Source organism: Lentilactobacillus kefiri (assembly GCF_007989105.1).
Lineage (GTDB): Bacteria > Bacillota > Bacilli > Lactobacillales > Lactobacillaceae > Lentilactobacillus > Lentilactobacillus kefiri.
The window spans coordinates 1-26011 of the sequence record NZ_BJVK01000003.1; the positions used below are offsets into that span (position 1 = coordinate 1).

Annotated in this window: 21 protein-coding genes and 1 riboswitch; of the genes, 6 read left to right on the top strand and 15 right to left on the bottom strand. The window is 43.0% G+C overall.

Annotated elements, in window-relative coordinates; genetic code table 11:
- A partial coding sequence (locus LKE01_RS01680; protein ID WP_146979213.1) for a hypothetical protein occupies positions 1-510 on the bottom strand: 510 nt, incomplete at its 3' end.
- Between the two features lie 277 nt (positions 511-787).
- Between LKE01_RS01680 and LKE01_RS01685 the strand changes: the two genes are divergently transcribed.
- Positions 788-1252, top strand: a complete 465-nt coding sequence (locus LKE01_RS01685; protein ID WP_056983098.1) for a hypothetical protein — start codon at positions 788-790, stop codon at positions 1250-1252.
- Positions 1253-1355: 103 nt separating this feature from the next.
- On the opposite strand, the gene LKE01_RS01690 is transcribed toward LKE01_RS01685, so the two are convergent.
- On the bottom strand, positions 1356-2444 hold the full coding sequence (locus tag LKE01_RS01690; protein WP_054768742.1) for a PTS sugar transporter subunit IIC: 1089 nt from the start codon (positions 2442-2444) through the stop codon (positions 1356-1358).
- A gap of 394 nt (positions 2445-2838) precedes the next feature.
- Here LKE01_RS01690 and LKE01_RS01695 point away from each other — a divergent pair, with 394 nt between their 5' ends.
- Together LKE01_RS01695 and LKE01_RS01700 are read left to right on the top strand one after the other, a co-directional pair.
- Entirely contained in the window at positions 2839-3714 is an 876-nt protein-coding gene (locus LKE01_RS01695; protein WP_054768743.1) for a DegV family protein, read from the top strand.
- A gap of 81 nt (positions 3715-3795) precedes the next feature.
- On the top strand, positions 3796-5640 hold the full coding sequence (locus tag LKE01_RS01700) for a hypothetical protein (RefSeq protein WP_056983097.1): 1845 nt from the start codon (positions 3796-3798) through the stop codon (positions 5638-5640).
- Between the two features lie 68 nt (positions 5641-5708).
- Here LKE01_RS01700 and LKE01_RS01705 read toward each other — a convergent pair whose 3' ends face one another.
- The 3 genes from LKE01_RS01705 to LKE01_RS01715 all read right to left on the bottom strand — a co-directional run bounded on the left by LKE01_RS01705 (position 5709) and on the right by LKE01_RS01715 (position 11566).
- On the bottom strand, positions 5709-7190 hold the full coding sequence (locus LKE01_RS01705; protein ID WP_179286821.1) for an MFS transporter: 1482 nt from the start codon (positions 7188-7190) through the stop codon (positions 5709-5711).
- A 146-nt stretch (positions 7191-7336) separates the two neighbouring features.
- The gene (locus LKE01_RS01710; protein ID WP_056983095.1) at positions 7337-9562 is read right to left on the bottom strand and encodes an alpha-galactosidase; all 2226 of its coding nucleotides are present in this window, start codon (positions 9560-9562) and stop codon (positions 7337-7339) included.
- A 33-nt stretch (positions 9563-9595) separates the two neighbouring features.
- Complete coding sequence (locus tag LKE01_RS01715) at positions 9596-11566, bottom strand: sugar MFS transporter (protein ID WP_056983093.1); 1971 nt, start codon at positions 11564-11566, stop codon at positions 9596-9598.
- A 166-nt stretch (positions 11567-11732) separates the two neighbouring features.
- Between LKE01_RS01715 and LKE01_RS01720 the strand changes: the two genes are divergently transcribed.
- Positions 11733-12746, top strand: coding sequence for a LacI family DNA-binding transcriptional regulator (locus tag LKE01_RS01720; protein ID WP_056983090.1), 1014 nt, complete (start codon positions 11733-11735; stop codon positions 12744-12746).
- Here LKE01_RS01720 and thiW read toward each other — a convergent pair whose 3' ends face one another.
- The 9 genes from thiW to LKE01_RS01765 form a co-directional block, all read right to left on the bottom strand.
- Positions 12747-13265: an energy coupling factor transporter S component ThiW gene (gene thiW, locus LKE01_RS01725; protein ID WP_054768744.1), complete on the bottom strand. Its 519-nt coding sequence runs from the start codon at positions 13263-13265 to the stop codon at positions 12747-12749. It abuts the gene before it with no gap.
- A gap of 38 nt (positions 13266-13303) precedes the next feature.
- Positions 13304-13404: riboswitch (TPP riboswitch) on the bottom strand.
- Positions 13405-13468: 64 nt separating this feature from the next.
- Complete coding sequence (aroE, locus tag LKE01_RS01730) at positions 13469-14341, bottom strand: shikimate dehydrogenase (RefSeq protein WP_056983089.1); 873 nt, start codon at positions 14339-14341, stop codon at positions 13469-13471.
- A 16-nt stretch (positions 14342-14357) separates the two neighbouring features.
- The gene (locus tag LKE01_RS01735) at positions 14358-14864 is read right to left on the bottom strand and encodes a shikimate kinase (RefSeq protein ID WP_054768745.1); all 507 of its coding nucleotides are present in this window, start codon (positions 14862-14864) and stop codon (positions 14358-14360) included.
- Between the two features lie 11 nt (positions 14865-14875).
- Complete coding sequence (locus LKE01_RS01740) at positions 14876-15727, bottom strand: prephenate dehydrogenase (RefSeq protein ID WP_054768746.1); 852 nt, start codon at positions 15725-15727, stop codon at positions 14876-14878.
- 6 nt (positions 15728-15733) lie between these two features.
- Complete coding sequence (aroA, locus tag LKE01_RS01745) at positions 15734-17050, bottom strand: 3-phosphoshikimate 1-carboxyvinyltransferase (RefSeq protein ID WP_056983087.1); 1317 nt, start codon at positions 17048-17050, stop codon at positions 15734-15736.
- A 9-nt stretch (positions 17051-17059) separates the two neighbouring features.
- Positions 17060-18226: a chorismate synthase gene (gene aroC, locus LKE01_RS01750; RefSeq protein WP_056983084.1), complete on the bottom strand. Its 1167-nt coding sequence runs from the start codon at positions 18224-18226 to the stop codon at positions 17060-17062.
- The gene (locus LKE01_RS01755; RefSeq protein WP_054768747.1) at positions 18226-18543 is read right to left on the bottom strand and encodes a chorismate mutase; all 318 of its coding nucleotides are present in this window, start codon (positions 18541-18543) and stop codon (positions 18226-18228) included. Before LKE01_RS01755 ends, aroC begins: the two co-directional genes overlap by 1 nt.
- Positions 18544-18894: 351 nt before the next feature.
- Positions 18895-20160, bottom strand: coding sequence for a metal-dependent hydrolase family protein (locus LKE01_RS01760; protein ID WP_056983082.1), 1266 nt, complete (start codon positions 20158-20160; stop codon positions 18895-18897).
- Positions 20161-20291: 131 nt separating this feature from the next.
- On the bottom strand, positions 20292-21929 hold the full coding sequence (locus LKE01_RS01765; RefSeq protein ID WP_056983080.1) for a peptide ABC transporter substrate-binding protein: 1638 nt from the start codon (positions 21927-21929) through the stop codon (positions 20292-20294).
- 556 nt (positions 21930-22485) lie between these two features.
- Here LKE01_RS01765 and LKE01_RS01770 point away from each other — a divergent pair.
- Positions 22486-23502 carry a polysaccharide deacetylase family protein gene (locus tag LKE01_RS01770; RefSeq protein WP_056983078.1) on the top strand — a complete coding sequence of 339 codons (1017 nt, stop codon included), beginning with the start codon at positions 22486-22488 and terminating at the stop codon, positions 23500-23502.
- Positions 23503-23614: 112 nt separating this feature from the next.
- The gene (aroD, locus tag LKE01_RS01775; RefSeq protein ID WP_054768748.1) at positions 23615-24370 is read left to right on the top strand and encodes a type I 3-dehydroquinate dehydratase; all 756 of its coding nucleotides are present in this window, start codon (positions 23615-23617) and stop codon (positions 24368-24370) included.
- 41 nt (positions 24371-24411) lie between these two features.
- On the opposite strand, the gene LKE01_RS01780 is transcribed toward aroD, so the two are convergent.
- Positions 24412-25668 (bottom strand): MFS transporter, encoded by a 1257-nt coding sequence (locus LKE01_RS01780; RefSeq protein WP_056983076.1) that lies wholly within the window; start codon positions 25666-25668, stop codon positions 24412-24414.
- Positions 25669-26011: the final 343 nt, after the last annotated feature.

Consider the following 26011-nt stretch of genomic DNA (forward strand, 5'->3'; position numbering starts at 1 on the left):
GGCAGCAGTATTGCTTGTTGATGGATTGGCTGGTGCAATCGTCGTGGCGTTATTCGAATTGTCACTAACTGGCTTCGGCTGCTTAGCCTTCTTGGTATTCTTAGCGACCTGTTTTCGAATTATTTGCTGCTTAACAGTTTTCTTGCCATGTTTATTCTTCTTGACCTTATAGTTGGTCGTGGTTTCTTTATATTCTGTTGATCGAGAAACACTCTTCTTCTCTTTGGGTGTTTGGGCTGATGTCCCCACACCAGTCTTGAGACTATCGGCTTTCTTTACAGTTGGCACAGTCGAATTGTTGTTAGATGTTTGGTTGACACTTGTCGACTGTGACGAAAAATTAACGTCTGTAGATTGGTTCACCGCAGGTGATGGAGTCGAATTTTGAGCAAGCGGTTGATTACTTGTGTTGACATCGGCTGCATGAACCCCAACAGATCCCCCTAACAGTATTCCAGCTACCGAAAGCGTTACCAACAATTCCCGAACTACGTGATTCATTTTCATCATTCATTCCCCCAAAATATAATTTTCTCTCGGGTTACATTTATTGAACCCATTGCTGGTTATAGCACTTTACAAATAGATTACAATGTCTTGTCCAATTGGTAATGGCATGTTGGAACGGGTTTTCATTTTTTCTTCTATATATGCGAAGAATAAACAAAAGGGAAAAATATTTTAAGAATTTTATTCACAATTTTCTCTAAAAAACTAATTGACAAGCCACACCAACAGAACTAATCTAATTTCTGGGGAATAAAATTATTCAAACGGGGGAATTATTATGAATAAGATTATGAAGTGGATAATATCATTTGCCGGTGTCTTAGTATTATCATTCACATTAAGTACCACAGTCAGTGCCAGTGAAGTGCACGATGGCATCCCGACGCCAATTCAGGGGAGATACTGGAGCGCCATAGTCAGTCGAAAAGCTAATTCTGTCCAGAAACATATGTATTTTTACGCAACCAAGGATGGCTTTGTCCTCAAAAACACAGCGAATGGCACAATCAGGTGCAAATGGATACTTTACACACACGATTACAGTACATACGTGCTAAACGGATCAGATAACAGTGATCCGTCAAAAGCTGTCTGGATTTTTATTACACCAGTTAAGAATTGGAATACAGTCAAGATCGGTTATAAAATCACGTCTGTCAATGGGGAGCCAAAATATCCAGCTATTCATTACCAGCATTACACTGCTACCCCAGTTTCCAAAGTCACAGCAATTGTGCATTAAACGTCAATAATTATAATATACAAAATAAGAAGTCCCAGAGCATTTTTGCTCCAGGGCTTCCATTTGTTATTGATTTTATATTATCAATATAGGTAGTAATAGACTAAACAATTTCAAGATGCAACTGTTGATCCTTAACCCAGTGCATACCGAGAAGAACTCTGTAAAGCACGATTGAGATCACAGCTGGAACAACAATTCCCATTGCCAGGTAAGCAACGAACATGTTCATGTTGGTTGATGCCAAGTTAAGTGGGGCAATGAATGAGTTCAAACCCAGCCCGCCTAATGTGTATGGTACCTTGAAACCGAAGAACATTGTTGCAATTGGAGCAGCCACCACAGCGGCGGTCATTGAAGGAATCGCAAGCCGTGGATTTGCCAGTAAGTTCGGGAACTGAACCTTTGGTGTGATGAAGCCTTGGGCGATGTTGGCACCAATGTTATTTTGTCTCCATGAGATAACAGTGAATCCAACAAATTGAGCGGTGGTCCCGATTAATGCTGCCCCTGATGACAATGGATCAAGCATAACGGCAACTGCCAGTGCGGCTGACGAAGCTGGGGTCATCAAGAAGAGTGACCAAGCTAAGGCAACAGCCATTGAACCAAGAATAGGGTTAACTTGCATTGATTGAGCGATGAAAGCACTGAACCAGTTAAGAGCAGGTGTTGTAACACTTGCAAGGCCTAAACCAGCGATTGAACCAACTAAAGTTGCGGCAAGTGGTACCAACATCATATCAAGCGGTGTCTTACCGGTTAAATACTTACCGACTAATGCGGCAATTAATCCAGCGGCAACGGCACTAATAGGTTGACCAGTTGTGAAGACACCGGTTCCGGCTGCTTGTGCCATTTGGTTACCAGTAGCGGTTGCTGCGTGAACACCGGATGAAATGAAGTAAACGGCGTTGGCCCCAACAGTTGAGGCAATCATGGAACTAAACAGGACCAGTGTGTTGGTTTTTAATTGAGATGCAACAGCAGCACCAAATGCTGGTGCCAGTAACCATTGAGCAATTGCACCAACTTGGTGTAATTGTGGCCAATTGACGAAGTTGGCAATGGTTTGGGTTAAAAGCCCAACCCCTAACATAACTAGGACGGCGTTTGAAACCCCCGCTGAAACTAAGTATACGTAATCTTTAACTGTCAGCTTATCAGCTGGCTTATTTGCTTCTGTATCCATTGGCATAACCTCGCTTTTTAATAATTATAATAATTGCATGAGAAAATAATGATAAAAATGGAATTGTTATCATTTAAACATCCTTCCGTGAGGATGTCAACACCCATTTTATAAAGGATCGATTATCATCAAGAATAATGCGATAGACCACTTTTTCTCGTAAGCGCTAGCAAGATTGATAACCATTGAGTTAGCTAATTTAGACATAATTCAAAAAACAAATGGCTAATTTTATAAATAATTTGAAATGGATTCTCATCTGTAAAGACATTTACATTAGTTTTTTCACATAATCGACAATGATTGTGTCATTATAACGGCTGAATTGCGTCAGGCCATATCGGACCATATGATATAATTAATGTCATAAAAGGAAAGAACTGGAGATGAACCTATGAGCAAAATCGCAATTGTGACCGATAGTACGGCCAGCCTTTCCGAAGATGAAGTGAAAAAGTTGGGAAACGTGACTGTCGTACCCATTGTGGTCAATATGAACGGCAACACTTATCGTGAGGGAATTGATATCACCAACGATGAGTTTTATACAGCTTTGGCGAAAGTCAAAAAGCTGCCAACAACCGCCCCACCCACTCCAATGGAAATGCTGAAAGTATACGATCAACTAGCCACCGCCGGTTACAATGACATCATCAGTATTCATTTAACATCCGGTATTACCGGATTTGTGAATAATTTGAAGACCGTGGTCCGCGGATACACAAATGCCAAGGTCCACGTCTATGACTCCCACATCACGGTTGAGCCTTTGGGCTACCTGGTCAAATATGCATCGTTGTTAGCCAATCAAGGTAAATCAGTTCAAGAAATTCTCGCAGGATTGGACGACATTCGAGCTACAATTGACGAATACTTCATTGTCGATGACTTAAAGAACCTGGTTACCGGTGGCCGACTGACCAACGCTGCTGCATTTGCCGGCGGCTTACTTCGAATCAAGCCCATTTTAACTTTAAATGACAAATACCAAATTGAGGCAATCGGCAAAATTCGAACGATGAAAAAAGCCCTTAAATATTTGGATGATGAATTTAATCAACAGTACCAGCAACTCGACTATCCAATTCATGTCATGATGACTGGAACCAACAACTTATCAGCCGTTACCAAATGGTGTGACTCAATCAAGCCCAAGTATCCAAATGCCAGCTTCCAAGTTGGCCAAATCGGCCCAGTTGTCGGAACCCATTTAGGTTCAAATGCATTTGTCATTTTATGGTGCAAACAAGTGCCGGAGTTAAAGGTTTGAAAGCGGTTAGGAGTTAAGACATGAGTACGGTATAATGGTCTTAATATCCAACCAAGCTTGTGTATTGAAGGGAGAAATTTCATGCTTAGTTATTTTGCGCTCATTACCCTGGTTAAGCTGTCAGGTTTGTTAATACCATTCATCTGGCTGCTGATCATCGCAGATCGCCGGGGCCGATTGTTCGGAACTTTAGCCATTGTGCTATTGTTCATTGTTAGTTACATTAATACTTACTTTAATCTGCCGGATCTCGCCTACCCATCACTAATCGATGGCTGGCTGATGTGGTTTATCTTCGGAATGATTTTGGTGGCTGCACTCCGCCGCTTCTTATATTCGCCGAACGCAGCAGTTGCCAGAACCGCACAATCCGGCGATGGGATCATTGGCGAAGTCGTTCAACGGTTCACCGGTGCATTTGGCTGGATCGGTAAAGTTGCCATGGTCGCCGTCTTAGCCGTCATTGTCTTCATTATCCTTGGAAGTGTGACTTCTTTGGTTACCAAGATGAACCCAAGGCCCGCTGTTCAATCGATTAAAACCGATATGAACGACGATACCAAGAATGCCCCAATGCCAATTATCAAGAATAGTGCAGAAACACCAGTGGTTAACGCACCACAAACAATTTCCACTGATATGAATAACTCACTGAACAGTTTTAAGAATTCCAACGTTTATGATTTGAATCATATGCGGGTTCAAATGTACAAAGGCAAAATGGTTTACGTTGCCCCTGTTGAATTTTCCGGTGGCTTCTGGCGTTACATTCACTACTTGAAAGTTCCCGGTTACTTCAGGACCAACGCGACTGATAAAAATGCCGATCCAAAGTTTGTCGCTAAACCAATGAAGTATACGCCAAGTGCCTACTTTAACAACGATGCTGATCGTCGTATCAGTGCCCACAGTTTGGGTTATTCGATGGTTGGTGCCACCGCTCAATTGGAAATTGACGATAACGGAACACCTTACTATGTTCGAACTTTAGCAAAACCAATTTCATACCTTAACCGGAATTATGATTTCAAGCATTACAAAGTTGCAGTGTTAAACACGATTACCGGTAAAGTTAAAGTGTACTCGCCAAAACAAGTCCCAAAGTTTGTTGATATCTCAGTCACTCCTGAATTTGTTAGTCAGGAAGTTTCGTTATTTGGTCGATACCGTCACGGATTTTGGAACGCTACCAGTTTCGGTGGTCACAGTGGCGTTATGAAGCCAACCACTGCCGGTACTGAAGGTGGCGACAAGCTGACACCTTACGCTTATAAAGGTCGAGTTTACTACTTCACTGGAATGACCAGTGTTAACGAACACCAAAGTTCCATTCTGGGTTATACATTCGTGGATGCCCGGACGAACACCTTGCATTACTACCGTGAGCATGGAAATGTCATGACACCTGAACGAGCTATCTCTTATGCCCAACAGGATATCAACCCACAAAACTATCGTGGAACATTGCCATTGCTCTACAGAATTAATGGTGATCCAACCTGGGTTGTCTCCATGCTTGACCGGGACAATAACTCGTTTATGAAATACGTTTATCTCCTGGCGGATGGTAACAACCAAAGCGGAACCTACGCAATTGGTGATGATGCTCAAAGCACCCTGGCCCTCTTCGAACAACGAGTCGAAGCCAAGACTGGGGTTACGGCAACCATCCCAACGGGTAAGACGGTCACAGGTACCGTCAACCGGATTGTCCGGAATGATGATAATCTGTTGTTCATTTTGAAGAATAATAATCAGGTCTACAAGATGGATACATCTGCCAAGAACTTCAACCCATTATTCCAGTTCATCGCAGAAGGCGATCGGGTAAGCTTTAAAGCTGAATCAACCGGCGGAAAAGGCCTCTCGACAGCAAATGTTTCACTTTCAACGTTTAAAGATAATGCATTAACAGCTAAAAAATAATCACAAATAAAGCCTTCATCGGAAACCACAAACTGGTTTCCGATGAAGGCTTTTTTTAACCTATTTGTTTAATTGACTTGTTTTACAAGCTTGTCGTGTTCCAACTTCTGTGCCCAAATATTAATCAGTAAGGAAATGATCATTAAGATCAACGACAACCACATAATATTATGCAGCCCATTGTACAGAATCATTCTCATCTGTGGCAGCAGGTGCTGTGGTAACCCACCCGTGCTGGAGGCATCACTCAATTCATTCATCATCTTCATGGTGATCAAACCACCGGATTTATCAACACCATCCCGCAGAGCATTATTCATAATGATTCCAAAGATTGAAGCAGTGAACGTCTGACTCAACATCCGAATAAGAAAGCTAAATGAGGTCGCAATCGGAATATCAGTAGGGTTGGCATCCTGCTGAACTTTAACCTGGAGTTCATTAAAGCAGGCACCATTACCAAAACCTTCAAAAGCGCCGGCAATCAGTAATACCCAGTACGGTGTTTGAACACCGGACACAACCATAATAATAAATGAAATCATCAATGTTACAATTCCAACCGCAATCACTCGTTGCGGGGTTAAAAAGTTCCGCATCGGAGCAACAGCTTCCGATCCAATAAAGTCGGTAAAGGCACCGGGAATCTGGGTGGCACCACCAATTAGTGCGGAGGTTGCCAAAAGCCCTTGAGCCCACATTGGACTATAAATCAAGAAGGCAATAAAAGCACCCCATATAAGGGTAAATAAGACAAAATCAATCATTAACGGCAGATTCTTGAACAGCCGACTTGGAATAATCGGATCGTCGACCTTTTCTTCCAGAATTCCCATCACAATCAATATAATAATTGCAAATGCGATCAAGCCAAGGACAATGATCAGGTTGGCGCTCCCAATCATTTCAATCCCTGTAAGCAAGCTGACCAAGCCAATTGTCATCATAACAGCTCCACGATAGTCAACTGATTGGGTTTGCTTAGTTTCGGAACTAACCTTGTAATAAAGCTGAACCAGAATAATTGAGATCAACCCAATTGGCACATTTAAGTAAAAGACCCAGTGCCAGCTGAATGTATCAACGATATAACCACCAACTAGTGGCCCGATGATCGTTGCCATACTATAACTGGCCGACACGAATCCCAACACCTGCATTCGCTTGCGGGGATTCTTGTACATTCTGGCATAGATAATATATGGTAGAGAAACCGTTCCGCCATTTCCAATTCCCATCAGGGTTCTGGCAAGAATCAGAAAGACGATGTTGGGTGCCATCCCTTGAAGAAATGACCCCACAACGAAGAAAATTGCGGCCAACTGGTAACTGCGTTTGTTGCCAATGTGCTCCCCCAACTTACTCCATAGAGGCGTACTAACGGCAGTTCCAAGCAGGAAGACGGCAACGATCCATCCCATTAATTCAATACCGTGAAGGTCAGATATAATTGCTGGTAATGCAGTATTGATGGTTGTGCTGTCCAATCCACCCATTGCATTTGACAGCAACAGCGCACAAGTCACAATCATGATGTCGCGTTTAGACAAGGTATTCGCCTCTTTCTTGTAAAAGTCACTCTATCTATATTACAACTTTTACATAGGCATAAGAAAGGAGGAATTCTAAAAACAACTCAAAAAAGCGTTTCCCAACACAATTCATTCTGTGCGGGAAACGCTCTATTAATCATCATTTATTTGACAGCATCAATCACAAACAGCTTCGAATTGAAGTCCGCAGACTGCTCTGTTCCATGCGTTTCATGAAGAATGTCACTCACAAAGAGTCCGGCATTCATCAATTCGTCGCCATAGAATTCCTCGGAACCACCGTTAACGGTATATTTAGTATCAGGATCAAGTCCTTCAATATATAACCGAAGATAGCCGGTATTTGGGCAATTCAGGATTTGGTAACGGCCGGCAATCGCGTGCTGCTTGTCATTGCTGACAACTTCCCAGCTCATAACGTTACCGCCATTTTCAAATGGGTTGTCGATCCGGTAGAATTTACCGAATTGGAAGAGCTGACGATGTGCTTTATAGAACGCAACCTGGTCTTTGACCTGCTGCTGTTCTTCAGCTGACATCTTAGTAATATCAAGCTCGTAACCAAAGTCACCGAAGTAAGCAACGTTGGCTCGCGTCTTCAATGACGTGATTCGGCCAACCTGATCATTTGGTACGGCAGAAACATGGGCGCCCATCATTGCTTGTGGGTAGCCATATGAGGTGCCAAATTGAATCAGCATCCGCTCCACGGCATCGGTGTCGTCACTGGTCCAAGCTTGAGGGGCATAGTACATCATCCCCAAGTCGAAACGCCCACCACCTGATGAACAGGATTCAAACAACACATCGGGATACGCTTTTACCAGTCGATCATAAAGTTGGTAGACGCCAAGAATGTACCGGTGCGGCATCTCCAATTGATCGGCAGCACTCAGTTGATTACTGTATGTCTCGGTAATGTTTCGGTTCATATCCCATTTAATGTAATCAAGCTTGGTCATATCAATGATCTTACTCATCGCGTCGAAGAGATAATCAACGACTTCCGGCCGTGTCATGTCGAGGACAAACTGCTGTCGCTCAGGAGATGCATGCCGACCGGGCGCATTAATCAGCCAATCCGGATGTTCTTTATATAACTCACTGTCAATTGAAATCATTTCCGGTTCGAACCACAATCCAAATTTCAATCCTAGATCGTGAATCTTATTGGCAAAGGTGTCAAACCCGCTCGGGAACTTCGGCTCATTTACGAACCAATCCCCCAGAGAACTATTATCCGCATTTCGATGACCGAACCAGCCGTCATCCAAGACAAACATTTCCAAGCCTAATTTCTTAGCAGTTGTCGCAAAGCTGAGGAGCTTGTCTTCATCAAAATCCATGAAGGTCGCTTCCCAATTGTTGATCAAAGTTGGCCGTTCAACGTGGGCAAATTTCTGGTTAACCAGGTGGTTCTGGTAAAACGCCCCCATCTGCTGGCTCAGTTGATTCATCCCCTGATCAGTGTAACTAAGAACCGCTTCCGGCGTCTGGAACTTCTCGCCGGGCTTCAGATTCCAAGCAAACTCTTCAGGATTGATTCCGACCATCATTCGGCTGGCATCATATTGATCAACCTGCACTTGATCGGCAAAGTTACCAGAATAGACAAGGTTAAATCCAAAGACGGAACCATTGGCATCATCAGTATTTGGCCGGGCCAACATCACAAACGGATTCTGCTGATGGCTGGAAGTTCCCCGCAAGCTACTGATACTTTGAACGCCGGAACGTAAGTGGGTCCTAATCATGTAGCGTTCGCGCGCCCAGGCACCCGAGAACTGAATGAAGTCATAGTCTGAATCCGGCATGTCAAGTTGGGCACTGGCTGCCGAGTTCAGAGTCAGCTTCTCATTTCCTTGATTCTGAAATTCAGCACTGCGAATAATCACATCCTGATGAGGAAAAATCGTGTAATTCAAATGAAGGACCAATCCCAACAATTTATCCCTTAACGCGATGGTCAGTGTCTGGGCATCATCATCGTTATCATCAAATGTTGAAGGTAACCCGTTTAGCCGCTGCTTACCGTCAACCAACTTGTAGTTTTCATACTTAAATTCAGTAATTCGGCTACCATTTGCTTGGGTAACCTGGTAAGCCGGGTTACGGAAATCACCCTTTCCCAAGCTGGCGTATTCCTGCTTAATCGTCTGCAGCTGAAAGTCCTTTTGTTTAAGACTTAAAGCAGCTGAAGCATTATGCCATTCCCGAGTTGTCAGATTGTCATATGAAGATTTGGAGTGAATTCTTTTACCATAGTAAATCTGGCCCAGTTCGCCATTTTCCATTACGTGAAAGATATAGCTGGTATGGTCGGTCTGTAAATGAAACAGCAGATTTTGATCTTCAATTCTAATTGCCACGTTTATCAATCCCTTTTCAGTGCTTGTTAAGCGTTATTTTTGATCGTTCGTATTCGACTTGTCTTCCGGCTTGGACAGTGTCAGCAAATCTTCACCATGAGTCACTTCACCAGATTCAACATCGTATTTGAAGTCTTTAATATCTTTGTAGGTATTGATCACAACCATCACAGTATCATCATGGCCGGCCTTCTTAATTGCCGGATCCCAGAATTCAATTAGTTGTTGACCTTGAGATACGTGTTGGCCCTGATCAACATATTGAACAAATCCGGTACCACGCATTTTAACCGTGCCAATTCCAATATGAATCAGCGTTAAGATACCACTGTCTGAACGAAGACCAATTGCATGACGGGTTGGGAAGGTTGCTTCAACCGTTCCGTCAAATGGGGCATATACCTTACCATCAGATGGCTTAATTGCAAATCCTTTACCCATGTTACCTGAAGCAAAGTTTTCATCGGAAGCATCTGATAATGGGATCATTGTTCCACTGATAGGTGCTTTGTAAGATGTCTCTTTGGCAACGTGTTTAACGATGTCAGCCATGGATTCCTCACCATCAGTTTCCAAATGCTCGTTCCAAGTTTTTTCAAGTTCATCAACAATCTTGGCATGTTCTTTTTCGTCCAAAGTAACCTTTTTGAAGAAGATAAAAGTTCCACTAAGGATCAGTAATGCTGGAACACCGAACATGAATAATTTAAAGATCATTTGACCATGAGGGGTAATGTCACCAGCAGTTGCTCCGGCAGTCATTCCTGCCAAAACAGCAGCGATACCAACAACCCAGTTGGAAAGCGCACCACCTAATTTATCAAGCAATGGCCGAACAGCTAAAGTTAATGATTCATCACGGTGTCCAAATTTCAATTGTCCATATTCAACAGAGTCACTCAAAATCATCAAAACAACTAAGAAAATCAGTGGTTGTGGAATGTAGAACAAAATTGCGGCAAGAAGAACAAGCGGCAATGAAGTTCCGGCAAATGAGAATAAAATCAGTGAGAATGCCATAATCCCAACAGATAGGAAGAAAACATTTCGACGACTGTACTTTTGAGCCAATGGTGGGAATAAGAGAACTGAAACAATTCCGATAACCATGTTCAATGAAGCTAATACAGAGAACTCGCCAGGCTTACCCATGATGTAAGTGAAGTAGTAAAGTTCCAGTGAGTTGGTAATGGCAATTCCTGAAGTATAAAGTCCATAGGTTAATGATAACCACATCAGTTGGTCATTGCGGGCAAGAACCTTGAATACATCACGCATCCGAGTCTTCTCAGCATTCTTTCGAAGCAGTGAATCATTTTCTTTGGTCCCCATGGCAACAACAACGGCTGACAGCCATGAAATCAAACCAATGATTGCACCAAACATGAACCAGCCGCGCATATCACCTTGACCATGGTTGGCATTGATTGAGAAGAAGACAACCAGTGGCATAACGATGACACCAACGATATTGGCACCAATGTTAGAACCAACACGAGCAAAAGTGGCGGTCTTTTCACGCTCAGCCGAGTCAAACGAAATAGCAGGAATCATTGACCAGAAACCAACATCTTTGAATGAGTAGAAGATATCCATTGTGATATATAAAACCCCGAATATCAACAGATAAAGCAATGGATTAGATTGGTTTAAGCCACCCATATTAGTGAATAAAATAGCTAATGCAATGGAGCCGATCGTACCACCAGCAAGGATCCATGGTTTAAAATGGCCCCATTTGGTTTCAGTATTATCGATTGTGTTTCCGATGAACGGATCAATTGCCAATTCAACGAAACGCAAAAGTGAAATAATCGTGGTAATGTAAAAAATCATCTTATCATTTTGTCCACCCGCACTCTTATCAAACAAGTGAGAGGTGACAAACATGATGAAGTAAGTTGATAATGTCGCATAAAACATATCATGACCAAACGCACCAAACGAGTACGAAAGTCGTGAAGTGATTCGACGACCAGTAGTAACGTTACTATTACTTGCCATAAATATTAGCCCCCATAAAATAAAGTTTAAAAAATAATTGCTATCTAAAATGTAAACGTTTTCAGTTAAATTGTCAATTAATTTTATTAAATGTTATAGTATATTTATTAAAAGATTTAATCCCGTTTAATAAGTTTTAATTTATACGTCCTAAGGAGTGAAAATCATGGCAACAATAAAAGATATTGCCAAATTAGCAAATGTCTCGCCCGGCACGGTATCCCGTGCGCTGAGTCCTGAGAAAAGTGAATATGTCGCAAAAGAAACTCGTGACAAAGTCCGCCAGGTTGCCGACAAGCTTGGCTATAAATACTCTCTGGTACCAAGCCAATCCAAACACCTTTTAAATTTCGCGTTGGTCACAACTTTGACCCTCGAAGAAGAAACTCGAGATGAGTATTGGCGGTTCGTGCGAAGAGGTGTTTATGAAGCTGGCGAAGCCCAAAACATCAATATCAAGCGGGTGATCCGGACAAGCGAGCACATTAAACCGCAAGACTTTGAAGAATACGATGCCGTCTTGATTGTTGGAACAATTTCAAAGTCCGCCCTCCAACAAATTCAAAAATTTAATCATAACATCGTCCTGGTCGATGGTGGTGGCAACAATGACGATAACGTCGATGTTGTTGATACAAATTTAGCAGAATTGACAGATCAAGTTCTATCCAAACTCGGTCAAAAAGCAAAACAAATCGGCTTTATTGGTGGATTCAGACACGAAGTCAATTTAGACGGCAGTGCCGGAAAAGATATTGAAGATATTCGGACGGTTGCATACAAAAATTGGTGTATCGTTCATGGCCGTCAACCAATCGTAAAGCTCGTTGACTGGACGGCCAAACAATCAATGCAGGCCGTTAATGATTTACTGAAGGAATACGGTCATCAACTGGATGGCTTATTGGTTGCTTCCAACCCACTCACCATGGGTGTCATGAAGGGGTTGGCCAAGCACAATCTCATCCCCGGCAAAGATTTGTATCTCGTTAGCTACGATGACATGGAATTTACATCTTATCTAACGCCTTCTTTAACCAGTATTTGGCTGCCAAAAGTGGAGCTGGGATATGCTGCCGTTCTCCACGCCGAAACGCTGGTGAAGTTCCCACGAACTTGGCACGTCCGCAACATCCTTCCAGGAAAAATCCACTATCGAGAAACTTTCAACTTGGATTAGCTACTTTCGATGACTGGCCAATTTCTGCTGTTGTGGGACAACAATCCGTTTCCAGATACTTTTCAAAATAATATAGCCAAAGATCACGCCTACCAAAGCACTCAAGAAGAAGCTGGGAATGAATAAGTAAATGGCACCGGTTGTGCCCATCATCCAGCTGGCAATTGGATAGGCGACAATTGCCCCAATGATCCCAGTCCCAATGAGTTCACCAAAGGCGGCAACAATCAGCTTTTGCGTCTTTTGGAATAACCAGCCAACACAAAATGCGCCAATCATGCTGCCGGGAAAAGCTAGTACCGTTCCGGTTCCCAGTAAATTCCGAATTAACGACGTAATAAATGCTTGGGTAACCGCCCACCACGGACCGACAAGAACACCGGAAATCAGATTAATCAAATGCTGCATTGGCGCAACTTTGGCCACGCCAACTGTAAATTCAAACATACTGCCGCCAACGACCCCAATTGCGGATAAGATCGCTGTCAGCACCATCTTGTATGTCATATTTTTTTGCATAAAAAGTCTCCTTTTGTTCGATAACAAAAGGAGGCTTTTCGCTTCTTTCAACACTTTCCTACGCCGGCGCTAACCAGATCAGGTTCGAAGGGTCCGTATATGTTTCCGTCTCAGCCAAATGGCTCCCCTAATGTTATCGGATATTTAATTTAGGCACTTCATTAAGTATACCCGAAATTCTGATACTTGGTGGGAATTTTGCACTAATTATTTTCCCTTTTAAGCACCGCTTTTTGAACAGATTCACTGACTTCTTTTACCGGCATTCTTTGGCCAGTCCACTCCAAAAATGAGCCGGCAGCTTGGTTCACCAACATCCCAATGCCGTTATATGTACGACTGCCTTGCTTCTTGGCGGCATGAATAAAAGGTGTTTCCAAGGGGAAATAAATCGCGTCAGTCACAACGTGCTGTGGGGTTAAGTGTTTCAATACCCTATCGGAAACGGGCAATGATTGATCACCAGCCATCCCGACATTTGTTGAATTAGCAATGATTTGGCTATGGTCAAAAGCACGTGCCATCAAGTCCTCATCCTCATAAGGCAACACTTTCACCACATTTGACCAGCTTTCCAACTGGTGTTTGCGAGATTCAAATGAATCATTGGTTCGTTTAAATACATAGACATTTTGAGCCCCGGCATCAACTGCCGCTGAAATGATTGCCCGACCGGCACCACCAGATCCCAAAACGGTCACTGACTTCTCATCAATACTGATATTATCAGCTTTCAAAGCATCGACAAAGCCCTGTCCATCGGTACTGTCGCCAATCAACCGGCCATCACGGTTAACAACCGTATTAACCGCCTGAAGCCGATCAGCTCGGGGAGTAATTTCATCAAGAAGTGAAATGACATCCGTTTTTAAAGGCATCGACAAATTAAAGCCACCAATGTTCATGGCCCGCATCGCAGCTAAACTGTCTTTGAGGCCGGCCGAAGTCACGTCAAAAGCCAGGTAAACCCCATTAATCCCGGTCACCTTAAAGCTGGTGTTGTGAATCAGTGGTGATAGGCTGTGGGCCGCCGGGTGAGCCAATAGTCCATATAGTTTTGTATGTCCATCGATCATTTGAATCCCTCCACAATTACATTTTGATAAATAAGTTGCGCTTAATTGCTTCCACAACCTGATTCGGGGTGAGTTCATCAGTCGCAACCCGAAAGTCGCTTACCTGATCATAACGGAAATCCCGTTGGCCTTTTAAATCCACCAGACCGTCCAATCCAAGTTGTTTTGCCAAAGGTCGGTCAGTGTCATTCTTTAATCTGAAGATGATTGTTTCCGGCATAACATCTAAAAGAACAACCGGCACTTCACTGTTCTTAAGCATTTCGAAATTAACATCTTGGATGGGCGTCCCACCGCCGGTGCCCAAAATACCATCGTCATTAAGTGCAGCTCTCAGGGCATCATGTTCAAGTTGTCTAAAAGCGGGCTCGCCATCATCAGCGAAAATTTGCTTAATCGATTTCCCGGCTTTTTCCACAATCATATCGTCCAAATCGTGATAGGGAACATTCAGATTTTCCGCCAACAAATGGCCAACAGTCGTTTTGCCGCTCCCCATAAATCCGACCAATATTGCTTTCATACGCTTTCTCCTTAATCATCCAATGACTTTCTGATTTTCTGTGCTTTCGCAAAAGTCTCAAAAATTGTTTTCTCATCTTGAGTTTTGATTGCTTCTTGAAGTTGACGGAGCTCTTCTTGGAACTCGTCGATTTCAGAACTGATTTCTTTTGAATTACTCAGCATAATGGCAGTCCACATTTTCGGATCGGATGCGGCAATTCGAGTCGTACTCTTGAATCCGCCCGCAGCAGCCTTTAAGCCAATTGGATCAGTCTGTAGGCGATCGGCAATGCTATTAACTAGGGCAGCAGATACAACATGAGGAACGTGGCTAAGTTCGCTAACCAGTTTGTCATGGGCTACTGCCGAAGTTGTTATCCAATCAACGTTTGCCAGCCTCATCAATCTCTTAAATTCGCGAAGTTGACGGTCGGTTTGTGAACCGGTTACCAGAAAGTATTTTGAACCGGAAAACAGGTGTGATGAGCCATTTTTTCCGCCAGTTAAATGAGACCCGGCCATCGGATGGCCACCCATAAAGCCAACATCTGATTGATTCAGTTTTTTGGCTTCATCCATAATCATCTGCTTGGTACTGCCAACGTCAGTAATCAGTGCTCCGGGTTTTAATGACAGCTTTGAAAGGACACCGATTTGCTGAATGATGACGGAAACCGGGCCGGCAAGAATGATGATGTCGGCATTTGGCACTGCGTCTATGAACTTGGCCCGAGAATTGATGATATGATGCTGCAGCAAAAACTCACTGGAGTCATCATTGGGATCGCTGCCGATTATTTCAATTGTATCGTCGCCTTCCCGAATAATTCTGGCAATTGAACTGCCAATCAATCCAAGTCCACTTATGAGAACCGTTGTCATTGTCCATCACCTCTGAATTAATGCATCCAAATCATCGAAGAATTCCGGGTATGAGATATTGATACTATCGGCCGCGGCAAGTGTCAGGGGCTGATCAACCAAGAGTGCCGCAACGGCCATCACCATCCCAATTCGATGATCGCCATGGCTGTCAAGATGAGGATCTACAACGTGCCATGGCTTTCGACCATCAATCACAAAGCCGTCTTCCAGCTCTTCGATTGCAATTCCAAGCTTTTGAAACTCTTCGACGATTGCCGCAATCCGATCCGTTTCCTTTACCCGCAGTTCACCGGCACCGGTTATCCGGCTAACACCGTTTGCTTTAGCCGCAAGCAACGCAACTAATGGAAGTTCATCGATCACCGCCGGTATTTCATCCGCACCAATTGTGATTGGCTTTAAATCCGCCGACTCAATTGTGAGATCAGCAGTTGGTTCCCCAGCGTTTTGCTCATTTGAAACAGTCACCTTACCGCCCATCCGTTTCAGGATTTCATATAAGCCGGTTCTGGTATCATTCATTCCAACATTGAGTAACTTTATTCGGGAATTGGGAACCATGCTGGCAGCCGTCATAAAGAAGGCTGCCGATGACATATCTCCAGGAACATTCAGATCGATTCCCTGCAAATGAGGTTCTGGCCGGACCGTAATGGTGACATCATCGGGGTCGGTTCGAATATCGGCGCCAAACGCCCGCAGCATTTTCTCTGTGTGATTTCGAGTCGGCTGTTTTTCAACGAGAACAGAGTCACCATCAGCCTGCAGTGCAGCCAAAATCAACGCACTTTTGACCTGGGCACTAGCCACTTTTAAATGGTAATCAACCGCATGCAGCTTTGATCCTGTAATCGTTGCCGGCAAATGGCCATCCGTTACCTCGATGTTTGCACCCATTTCAGCCAAGGGTTCACTGACCCGCTTCATTGGCCGCTTGGATAAGGAAGCATCGCCAATTAATTTGGTCTGGAATGATTGCCCCGCTAAAAGGCCCATAATCAGTCGGGTCGTTGTTCCGGAGTTTCCCATATCCAGTGCCTGGTTAGGCTTTTTCAAGCCATGGAGACCAACTCCCTGAACTGTGACTGTTTGACCATCTCTGGTGATTGGAACCCCCAGGTTTTGAAAGGCTTTCAACGTAGACAAACAATCGGCTGCCAATAAAAAGTGATGCAAGACGGTCGTCCCCTCGCTAATCGCCCCGAACATGATTCCACGATGAGAAATACTTTTATCACCGGGAACGGCTAACTTTCCGTGTAATCCCAACTTGAGACGGCCGTGAAGCTGTCTACTGGATTTTGGTTTGACGTTTTCCATGGGAACCTCCTAGAATTTCTGCAATTCTTCACGATATTCGATGAGTTGTTCCTGCAAGCGCTGCAGGTTATCACCGTCAAATTTATCGGTTAATGCTTTGGCCAACTCAATTGCGACGACACTTTCAATCACGATTGAAGCTGGAACGATTGCCGTTGTATCCGAACGCTCGACGTTTGCCTTCTTAACTTCCTTAGTTTGGATGTCGACACTTTGAAGCGGCTTATATAATGTAGGAATTGGCTTCATGGCTGCTTTTACAATAATCGGCATCCCATTAGTCATCCCGCCTTCAAAACCACCAAGGTGATCGGTGTTTCTGAAGAAGCCCTTGTCTTTATTCCAGTCAATTTCATCCATCACCTGACTGCCAAAACTGGTTGCTGCCTTGAAGCCATCACCAATTTCAACGCCCTTCATCGCGTTAACGCCCATGACTGCGGCAGCCAGCTTACCATCCAACTTGGTGTCCCAGCTGATGTAGCTGCCTAAGCCTGCAGGAACATTTGTCGCAACGACTCTGATAATGCCACCCAAAGTATCACCATCACGCTTGGTTTGGTCAATCAGATCGTGAATTGGATCAACTTTGGATTGATCAATGATTCTTAAATCATTTTTTTGAATTTCTGTTTCAATCTTTGCAACATCAAGTTCTGGATTCTCATCTGTTGAAATTTTGCCAATTTGCTCAACGTATCCAACAATATCAATTCCAACCTGCTGTAATAGTTGCTTGCAAACAGCACCGATGGCAACTCGAATCGCCGTTTCCCGTGCCGATGACCGTTCCAGAACGTTTCTTAAATCTTCATGCCGGTACTTCATACCGCCTACCAGATCAGCGTGTCCTGGACGGGGGCGTTCAACTTTTCGTAAAGTGTTTTCCGGGGTTTCCGGGCTGATCGGATCCATAATTTGGTTCCAATGAGCATGATCCCGATTTTGAACGACCAAAGAGATTGGTGAGCCCAGTGTAATTCCGTGACGAACGCCACCCGTGATAGTGACTTGATCGTGCTCAATCTTTTGACGGTTGCCACGGCCATATCCCCCCTGGCGCTTCTTTAATTGGTCGTTGATCGCATCAATGTCCAAGTGGAGTCCTGAAGGGATTCCTTCAATAATTCCGGTTAGTTGGGGACCATGAGATTCTCCTGCAGTTAAGTAATTCATTAGTCGTTCTCCTTTTCTATAAGATGATGCTGGTAATTTCGAGAATTTTTCAAAATTTCTTGGAAGATGTTTTGCAGATAACTTTGGGTATCCGGATCATCATCAAGCTTGGCAACCTGCTCCAACACTTGCTTTTCACGGCTGTTATCCAGGACGGGCATTGCTGATTCTTCTTTTAGCTGACCAATCCGTGCCGATGCCTGAAATCGTTTTTTAAGTAAATCGACAATCGATTTATCCAAATCATTAACTCGCTCACGAGCTGCTTGAATCTCGCCACTATCATTGACAGTTGTATTTTCAATATTATTTGTCATTATCCACACCTCATATTTCCATGAAAAAAACCAGCTAGATATGGTATCCAGCTGGTTTACTAAATTCGTAAAGAATGGTAACTTACCCAGCCAGACTATTACGTCTAGTGGGCTCAACAAAGCATTGACTCTGCACCACTTGGACGCGAACGCTCAATTTGCGTCCGCCCCGAGGCGGACACTACTTAAAGTAGGCATAGTCAAAATAATAGGCTGTCGTTACAGTTGTTTGCTTTGTCATGGTTATCAATTCCTCTCGTAAAAGTTGTATTCATTAAAACATATTAGAATATATTCGTCAAGCCTAATAATTTGCTCATGGGATTTTAATTATTAAATTTCAATCTGCATTTAGATTACAGCGTTAACTTTACCTGTCACACGACTTTGTTTAACTGCCTCAGCAACAGTTTGCGCGTGAACACGCGTGCCATTTTGATAAACGTCCTTATCTCGTTGAATAACACTGATGTCATCAATGGGATTTTCTTCCATTGAAATAAAGTCCGCAAAGTTGCCGGGAATAATTTGCCCATATTGATCATCAATATGCATTGCTCTGGCACAATTAATTGTGGCTGAATCGATTGCTTGAGCTGGAGTCATCCCTGCTTTCTCAACATACAGTTCCATCTCATAGGCACTTTCATTACCAAATCCATTATAAGGGGTTCCGGCATCAGTCCCCGTTGCTATTGGAATACCTGCCTGCACGGCTTTAGTGATACTAGCAAAATGCTTCTTGATATTAACGATTACCTTTTCTCTGGCCCAGTCTGGAACAGTATCTTTGCCGTATTTATAAATCGCGTACATTGCGTTCATTGTTGGAACGACATAGGTTCCGTGCTCTTTCATCATAGCAATCGTTTCGTCATCAATATCAAAGGCGTGTTCGATGGTATCAAAACCGGCTTCAACCGCCTCTTTTACGCCTGCATTGCCTTGAGCATGAGCTGCAGCTGTCTTACCCTTGTGATGTGCTTCTTCAACAGCCGTTCGAGCCTCTTCAGGAGTAAATTGAATATCATCAGGTGTTTCGCCATTTTTAAGAACTCCTCCGGTGACCATCATTTTGATGTTATCAACGCCATTCTTCATCGCCTGGCGGACACCTTTTCTAACCTCATCAACACCATCAACTTCGTAGCCACCGCCTGAACCGTGACCGCCGGTAATCGAAAACGCTTTGCCTGAGGTCATCACTTTGGGCCCTCTAATCCAACCTTTTTGCTGCATTTTTTTAATTTCAATATCAATATCAAAGGCTGCCCCGACATTTCTGATGTATGTTATACCATGATCAATTGCATCAGCCATATTTCTCACAGCAAACATGGTATTAAATTCTCGTGAATCGGAGTGCCGTTGTTCCTTACCATCATTCCACCAATATGTTGGAATACTGGCAATATGAGTGTGGGCATTCATTATCCCCGGCATAACATATCTTCCGTGCATATCAGAAACTTCATCAACAACTTGATTAGTGGAACTGCCATTTCCAACTTCAACGATTTTCCCGGTTTCAGTGTCAACTACCATATGTTGGTTGGCTACAAAATTCTGGTCCTCATGTTTGTAAATTGCGACATTCGTATAATTGATTTTTGTCATAATAAATCTTCCTTTCGTTGTAATACACTTGGTTGCAGACTAACTGAGATGGAACATTTTTAGAATCTTTTAACTGGTATGCCATGGCAACCACCTCCTTAAATGAATTGTTTCTACTTGGTCAAACATTCTTATTTCCAGTAAGCATATTGTAGTTTCCCAGATTGTCCTGACATTGCATCCCATTTTAATCCGCCAATCTTGCTATTAATTAGATGGGCTTGTGATGCTTGGTATGTCGGTACAACTGCAGCAATTGACATCAATCGTTTATCAGCCTGCTTTTCAAATTCCCAACGCTGGCTTGAATCATATTTCGTTGTATCGTCAACCTTATTCATCAAATCATCATATTGTTGATCCTTGAACTTCGAGAAATTAATGGTGTTATTGCTTCGCATGCCATCCAAGAAGTTTTGCGCATCGGGATAGTCAGGCCCCCAGCCAACTGTACAAATATCAAAGTCTGTTGAGAAATCACGGGTAACGTGGGTTGCATGTGGAACGGATTCAATATTGATGGTCAGGCCTTTAAGATTGTTGGACACTGCTCCTTGAACATACTCGGCAAGCTTCTTTTCAGTATCTGTATCATCAACCAAGAAATCCAAGGAAATCTTATCTTTACCAATCTCTTTTTGTGCTTTGGCCCAATATGTTTTAGCTTTAGCCGTATCTGTTGGGGCTTGATCTCCCATCTCTGAAGTAAGGTCTTCTCCGGTTTTTGGATCTTTTGCATAGTCCTCAGGAACAATGTTATTTGCACCAATCGAGCCATCCTGCAATACGTTCTTTGCCAATTGATCCTGGTCAACGACCATACTGATCGCTTTTCTTAAGTTCTCGTTAGAAGTCGCTTTCTTCTTGTCATTAAAATAAATGTAATTATTGCGTCCAGTCTCGGTAACAACCAAATTTTTATTGTTTTTATTCTGCTTGACATATTGTCCAGTCAGGCTCGTAAGATCAATCTGACCACCGTTAAACATATTTTGTGCGGTGTTATTATCTTTAACAACCGTAACGTCGACCTCTGGAATCTTAACGTTTTTTACATCCCAATAATTCTTATTCTTCTTGTACTTCCAAGAATCATTTGTCCCATTCCAACCATCAATGACATATGCACCATTGGCAACTGTCTTATCTGAGCTGGAACCGTATTGACTACCATATTTTTTGATAGCCTTCGTTTGAATTGGATAAAAGTTGGTAAATTCGTAATTCATGAATGGCACAGGTTTGGTTAATTTAACTGTAAATACCCGGTCATTCACGGCGTGAATTCCAAGCTTGCTAGGATCTAATTTACCACTATTTACGGCACTAAAATTCTCAATATATTGAATCGAAGTTGTCTGCTGTGATTTGGTCTTAGGATCAGCTTGACGGTCAATGGAATTTACAAAGTCTTCTAATTTGATTGGAGAACCATCTTGCCACTTGGCATCTTTTCTAATACTAAATGTGTATTTTGTTCCATTGTCAGTTGGCTTGACAAGCTGTTCAACAACTCCTGGAGCAATTTTATTATTTGCATCTCGTCGATAGATTCCTTCGCTCACTTGATCAATTACCGCACCGCCATTTGTTTCAATCGATTTAGTTGGATCAATTGTTAACGGTTCTCCTGGAATTGTTATCTTTAAGGCTTCTTCAGTACTTCCAGCACCTCCGCCTACTGCCGTCGACACACAGCCGCTTAATAAGACAGCCATAAGTCCCATAGCAACACTAACAATGGCTGTAATTCTTATATCCTTAAACATCGCAATTCCTCCAGTATATTTATATTGATATCGATGAACATACAGTCACGCTTGTGTCCATGAAACACAAAAAAGCGCCCAATCAGAAGTAAAGCTTCTAAAAGGACGCTTTCGCGCGGTACCACCTTCATTATGGAGTAAGACACTCCACCTCTCACGTACAACCGGTCGACTCGGTATACGTTGGCGCTGTACTGGGCGCACCCTGATGACTTTTACAAATCATCATGCTCAAAATTGACTTTAAGTAATTAAGAAATTACGCCTTCACAGATAACGACGCTCTCTTGAAATTTCTTAATACCGAATCCTCGATTTATCTAAGCACTTTCTCATCGATATCTAATGTTTAGTACAATAACGAACTTAGTTAAAATTGTCAACCACATTTTATTAAATAATTTAGTTATTGATTGTTAAGATGGTTTAGTAAGTCAACGTCGGTATGGCTTGACCACAACTTTCCAAATTCACAAATATGTTTGATTGACTTGCCTCTTCTGCAATGTAAAAATGTGGTTGAAGTAAAAAATGAAAGTATATCGGGGTGATCATGATGATTAACAAACATATTTTTTTAACGTTGGGTATCGCGGCAGCATCAGTATTCGCATTCAGCATCAGCAATCATTCAGTTCCACAAGCTCATGCAGCCACTACTTTAACGTATGGAAAAATTACCAACAACAGTCTTCATCGATTGGGAACGATTCGTCAACTGACCCGAACTCAATTAGCTGAGGACCATAAGTTAACTGGCAAACAGGTTCAAAAGTTGGTTTACCTGCCATTACCAAAACGATTGACTGCGCATAACTTTACGCTTAGTAAAACCAGCTTAACGATTCATTTAACGAAAAATTCCTACGGCGTCAAGAACGTCGCCATTCCATTAAGTAAATTAACCGGCATCATCTTAAATCGATACATGCCGGCAAAATATGATTTTGTGAAACCTAAGACACCAAAGAAAGTTGTCGCATTGACTTTTGATGATGGTCCAAGCCCAACTTTGACACCTAAGCTCCTCAAGATTTTGAAACACTACAACGTTCACGCAACGTTCTTTGAAGTTGGCAGCAGTGTCATTCGCTACCCAAGCGTGAGTCGGTTGGTTCTCAAATACGGTAACCAAATCGGAAACCATTCATGGAATCATCCGGATCTCACGACTCTCTCCAGCACAAAGGTACTTCATCAAATCGCACTGACAGATGCTGCAATTTACAAAGCAACCGGCACAATTCCGACTTACGTCCGCCCACCATATGGTGCTGTTAACAATCGAGTTGGTAATTTGTTTGACCGGCCAATTATTCGTTGGAATGTTGATTCACGTGACTGGGCATATCTGAACACACCGAAAACCGTTCATCACGTATTGGCAACAACCTATCCAGGTTCCATCATTTTGATGCACGACATTCATCCAACATCAGTTGCGGCAGTCCCACAAATCATCCGTTCATTAAAGAAACGCGGGTACACATTTGTTACCTTGCCAACATTAATGCAAAAACCATTGCTCGCAAACCTGCAATACTTCGGTAGAAACGATTACCGAGGCTTCTAAATACGATCGAAAAAGCTTCCTGATTGGGAGGCTTTTTTATATTGCAGATATGTAGCCAGATTGGTAAAATTGGGGCAATTAGTTAACTATCCGTATGGAAAGGTCGTGCAGAATGAGTGCAAAAGCAACTGTTGGTCACACAACTTTTGAAACCGGAAAAACAAAAATTGCCGTTCCAATCACTGGCCACACCGCAGTCGAAATCCAAGAACAAGCCAAAGCCGCAATCGCCTTTAAGCCCGACACCATTGAATGGCGGATCGATTATTACGATGAGGTCCTGAAGTCTGAGGCCTATCTCCAGACTGCCCAAAAAGTCCGAGCAATCTTAGGAGATACCATTTTGCTAACCACATTCCGAACAACCGGAGAAGGCGGCCAGCTGGTCATTGATGAACAAGCATATATGAAACTCTATCAATCAATTATTGAAAATCAGCTGACGGATATGTTGGATATCGAAGATCATTTTAACGAAGCAACCATTAGCCGACTCATCTATTTGGCCCACCGGCACAACATTAGTGTCATCTTGAGTGCTCATGAATTCCAAGGAACACCCCCAGAACTGGAAATCATCAACATATTAGAACAAATGCAGAGTCAAAATGCTGATATTGCAAAAATCGCTGCCATGCCCCGCAAATTCAAAGATGTGCTGACACTGATGAAAGCAACCAGCATTGAATCCGAAAAATTAGAGATTCCGATCATTGCGATTTCAATGGGTCATCTTGGCGAAATTTCAAGAGTTACTGCACCTGTGTTCGGCTCAGTCATGAGCTTCGCCACAGTTGGAGATGCTTCAGCCCCTGGCCAAATGGATATTGAAACCCTTCGTAGAGAAATGAAAATATTTGATAAATAAAAAGAGGAAACTGCAACGTTTGCAGTTTCCTCTTTTTGTCGCTATTCATCTTTAGACTGTCCTTGACCAAGTGGGCTTGCGCCAATATGCAAGAATGATACAACCGAATGGCCGACGTTGGCGAATACACCGCCGGTACCGATAGCAAGGGAAGTCACAATCACTAATCCAGTTCCAATAACTCCGATCATGACATCAAAGTCCATGACCGATCGAATACTAGTTTTCGATAGGATTCCGGTTACGATTGGAACCGTAAAGGTCGCAATACTCCCAAAAGTGAAGTAAGTTCCGGTAATGACACCCTTATGGGTTGGAAACATCTTCAGCAACACATTGAGGGCAATCTGCATAACCCCACCAGCAGCCGTGAATCCAAATACAAAGTAGCCAATTGATGTCAACATAACGTTTGAAGCGTTGGTGACCAGTAACAAGGCAATCAGCGAGATTGTATTCGTGACCACCAACAGTTTGGTTTCCGGAATGCTTAACTTAAGCAAGGTAAACATCACAATCACCCCACTGATGGAACCAATACTGTAAAGCGACAATAATCCATGTGAAACCAGTGAGGTGTATCCAAGATCCTTCGTTGCAAACATACTAATCCATTGCGTAAACAGGATCATGATGGCCATTGTTGTATAGCCATACAAGGCCAGGGCGATGGTTGCAAGAACTCTGCGGGCTTTTGAAAGTGACTGGTGAGCCTGACTGAACGCTTCATCAGTGTGGTTTCTGTCAGGAAAGTGCGCACCGTGAAGGACAAACAGGTTGACGACTAAGACAAGCAGTGCACCAATAAATGACCATCCAAACCATAATTGACGAGCTTCCAAGGTCGCAATAAATAGTGGAAGAATGAATTCACCCAAGCTCATGAAGGCCTTAATGAAGACATTTGAAGCACTTGAATTACCGCCCATTTCAACAAAGGTTGGGTAAGTTCCGGAGTCCAGTGCCGAATTGGCAACCCCCGCAACAATCGCAAACAGGTACGCAATGGCGATGTTATGGGTAAAAGGAATCCCAATGAAAAATACCATGTAGCTCAATGTACCGGTCAATACCAACTTTCTCCGGCCAAAACGATCTGATAAGTAGCCAAACAAGAAGTAGGCGATCAACTTACCAATTCCAATCCCAGAAATGACATAAGAAACAGTCGCAATTGGAACGTGCCAGAAACCGCCCAGGGCCTGCATATTCTGGGTTAGGATAATTAATCCGATCCCGTGAACCAGGTAATTCAGGTATAGTGCCATTGATAATCTTCTTTTATTTGATTTTGTCATAGTAACCACTCCCAAGTATGTAAGTAAATAAAAAGCCAGCTGGATATTAGAATCCAGCTGGCTGATTTCTTATTCACTCGCTTAAGAAATTATACCCATCCAGCTAGACTCTAGCGTCTAGCTGGCAACAACAAAGTTACGACTTTGCCCAGGTTAGACGCGAACGCGTTGTGCGCTCGCATCTCACGAGCGCTACTTAAACCATGCATAGCCGTAATACCAGGCATTCAGTTGTTGAAGTTGAGTATTCATTGGTATAATTCCTTTCTTGAAATGTTGAATACATTAAAACATATTAATATTATCTCGTCAACTCTAATTTGTTTTTAATGATCGAGAAGCC

What these genes read in the sequence shown, in the direction of transcription:
- LKE01_RS01780 (WP_056983076.1), bottom strand. Translation starts at nt 25,668, where the DNA reads ATGACAAAATCAAATAAAAGAAGATTATCAATGGCACTATACCTGAAT.
- LKE01_RS01715 (WP_056983093.1), bottom strand. Translation starts at nt 11,566, where the DNA reads ATGGCAAGTAATAGTAACGTTACTACTGGTCGTCGAATCACTTCACGA.
- aroA (WP_056983087.1), bottom strand. Translation starts at nt 17,050, where the DNA reads ATGGAAAACGTCAAACCAAAATCCAGTAGACAGCTTCACGGCCGTCTC.
- LKE01_RS01740 (WP_054768746.1), bottom strand. Translation starts at nt 15,727, where the DNA reads ATGACAACGGTTCTCATAAGTGGACTTGGATTGATTGGCAGTTCAATT.
- LKE01_RS01685 (WP_056983098.1), top strand. Translation starts at nt 788, where the DNA reads ATGAATAAGATTATGAAGTGGATAATATCATTTGCCGGTGTCTTAGTA.
- aroC (WP_056983084.1), bottom strand. Translation starts at nt 18,226, where the DNA reads ATGAATTACTTAACTGCAGGAGAATCTCATGGTCCCCAACTAACCGGA.
- LKE01_RS01735 (WP_054768745.1), bottom strand. Translation starts at nt 14,864, where the DNA reads ATGAAAGCAATATTGGTCGGATTTATGGGGAGCGGCAAAACGACTGTT.
- LKE01_RS01690 (WP_054768742.1), bottom strand. Translation starts at nt 2,444, where the DNA reads ATGGATACAGAAGCAAATAAGCCAGCTGATAAGCTGACAGTTAAAGAT.
- LKE01_RS01765 (WP_056983080.1), bottom strand. Translation starts at nt 21,929, where the DNA reads ATGTTTAAGGATATAAGAATTACAGCCATTGTTAGTGTTGCTATGGGA.
- aroE (WP_056983089.1), bottom strand. Translation starts at nt 14,341, where the DNA reads ATGATCGATGGACATACAAAACTATATGGACTATTGGCTCACCCGGCG.
- LKE01_RS01700 (WP_056983097.1), top strand. Translation starts at nt 3,796, where the DNA reads ATGCTTAGTTATTTTGCGCTCATTACCCTGGTTAAGCTGTCAGGTTTG.
- LKE01_RS01755 (WP_054768747.1), bottom strand. Translation starts at nt 18,543, where the DNA reads ATGACAAATAATATTGAAAATACAACTGTCAATGATAGTGGCGAGATT.
- LKE01_RS01770 (WP_056983078.1), top strand. Translation starts at nt 22,486, where the DNA reads ATGATTAACAAACATATTTTTTTAACGTTGGGTATCGCGGCAGCATCA.
- LKE01_RS01760 (WP_056983082.1), bottom strand. Translation starts at nt 20,160, where the DNA reads ATGACAAAAATCAATTATACGAATGTCGCAATTTACAAACATGAGGAC.
- aroD (WP_054768748.1), top strand. Translation starts at nt 23,615, where the DNA reads ATGAGTGCAAAAGCAACTGTTGGTCACACAACTTTTGAAACCGGAAAA.
- LKE01_RS01720 (WP_056983090.1), top strand. Translation starts at nt 11,733, where the DNA reads ATGGCAACAATAAAAGATATTGCCAAATTAGCAAATGTCTCGCCCGGC.
- LKE01_RS01695 (WP_054768743.1), top strand. Translation starts at nt 2,839, where the DNA reads ATGAGCAAAATCGCAATTGTGACCGATAGTACGGCCAGCCTTTCCGAA.
- thiW (WP_054768744.1), bottom strand. Translation starts at nt 13,265, where the DNA reads ATGCAAAAAAATATGACATACAAGATGGTGCTGACAGCGATCTTATCC.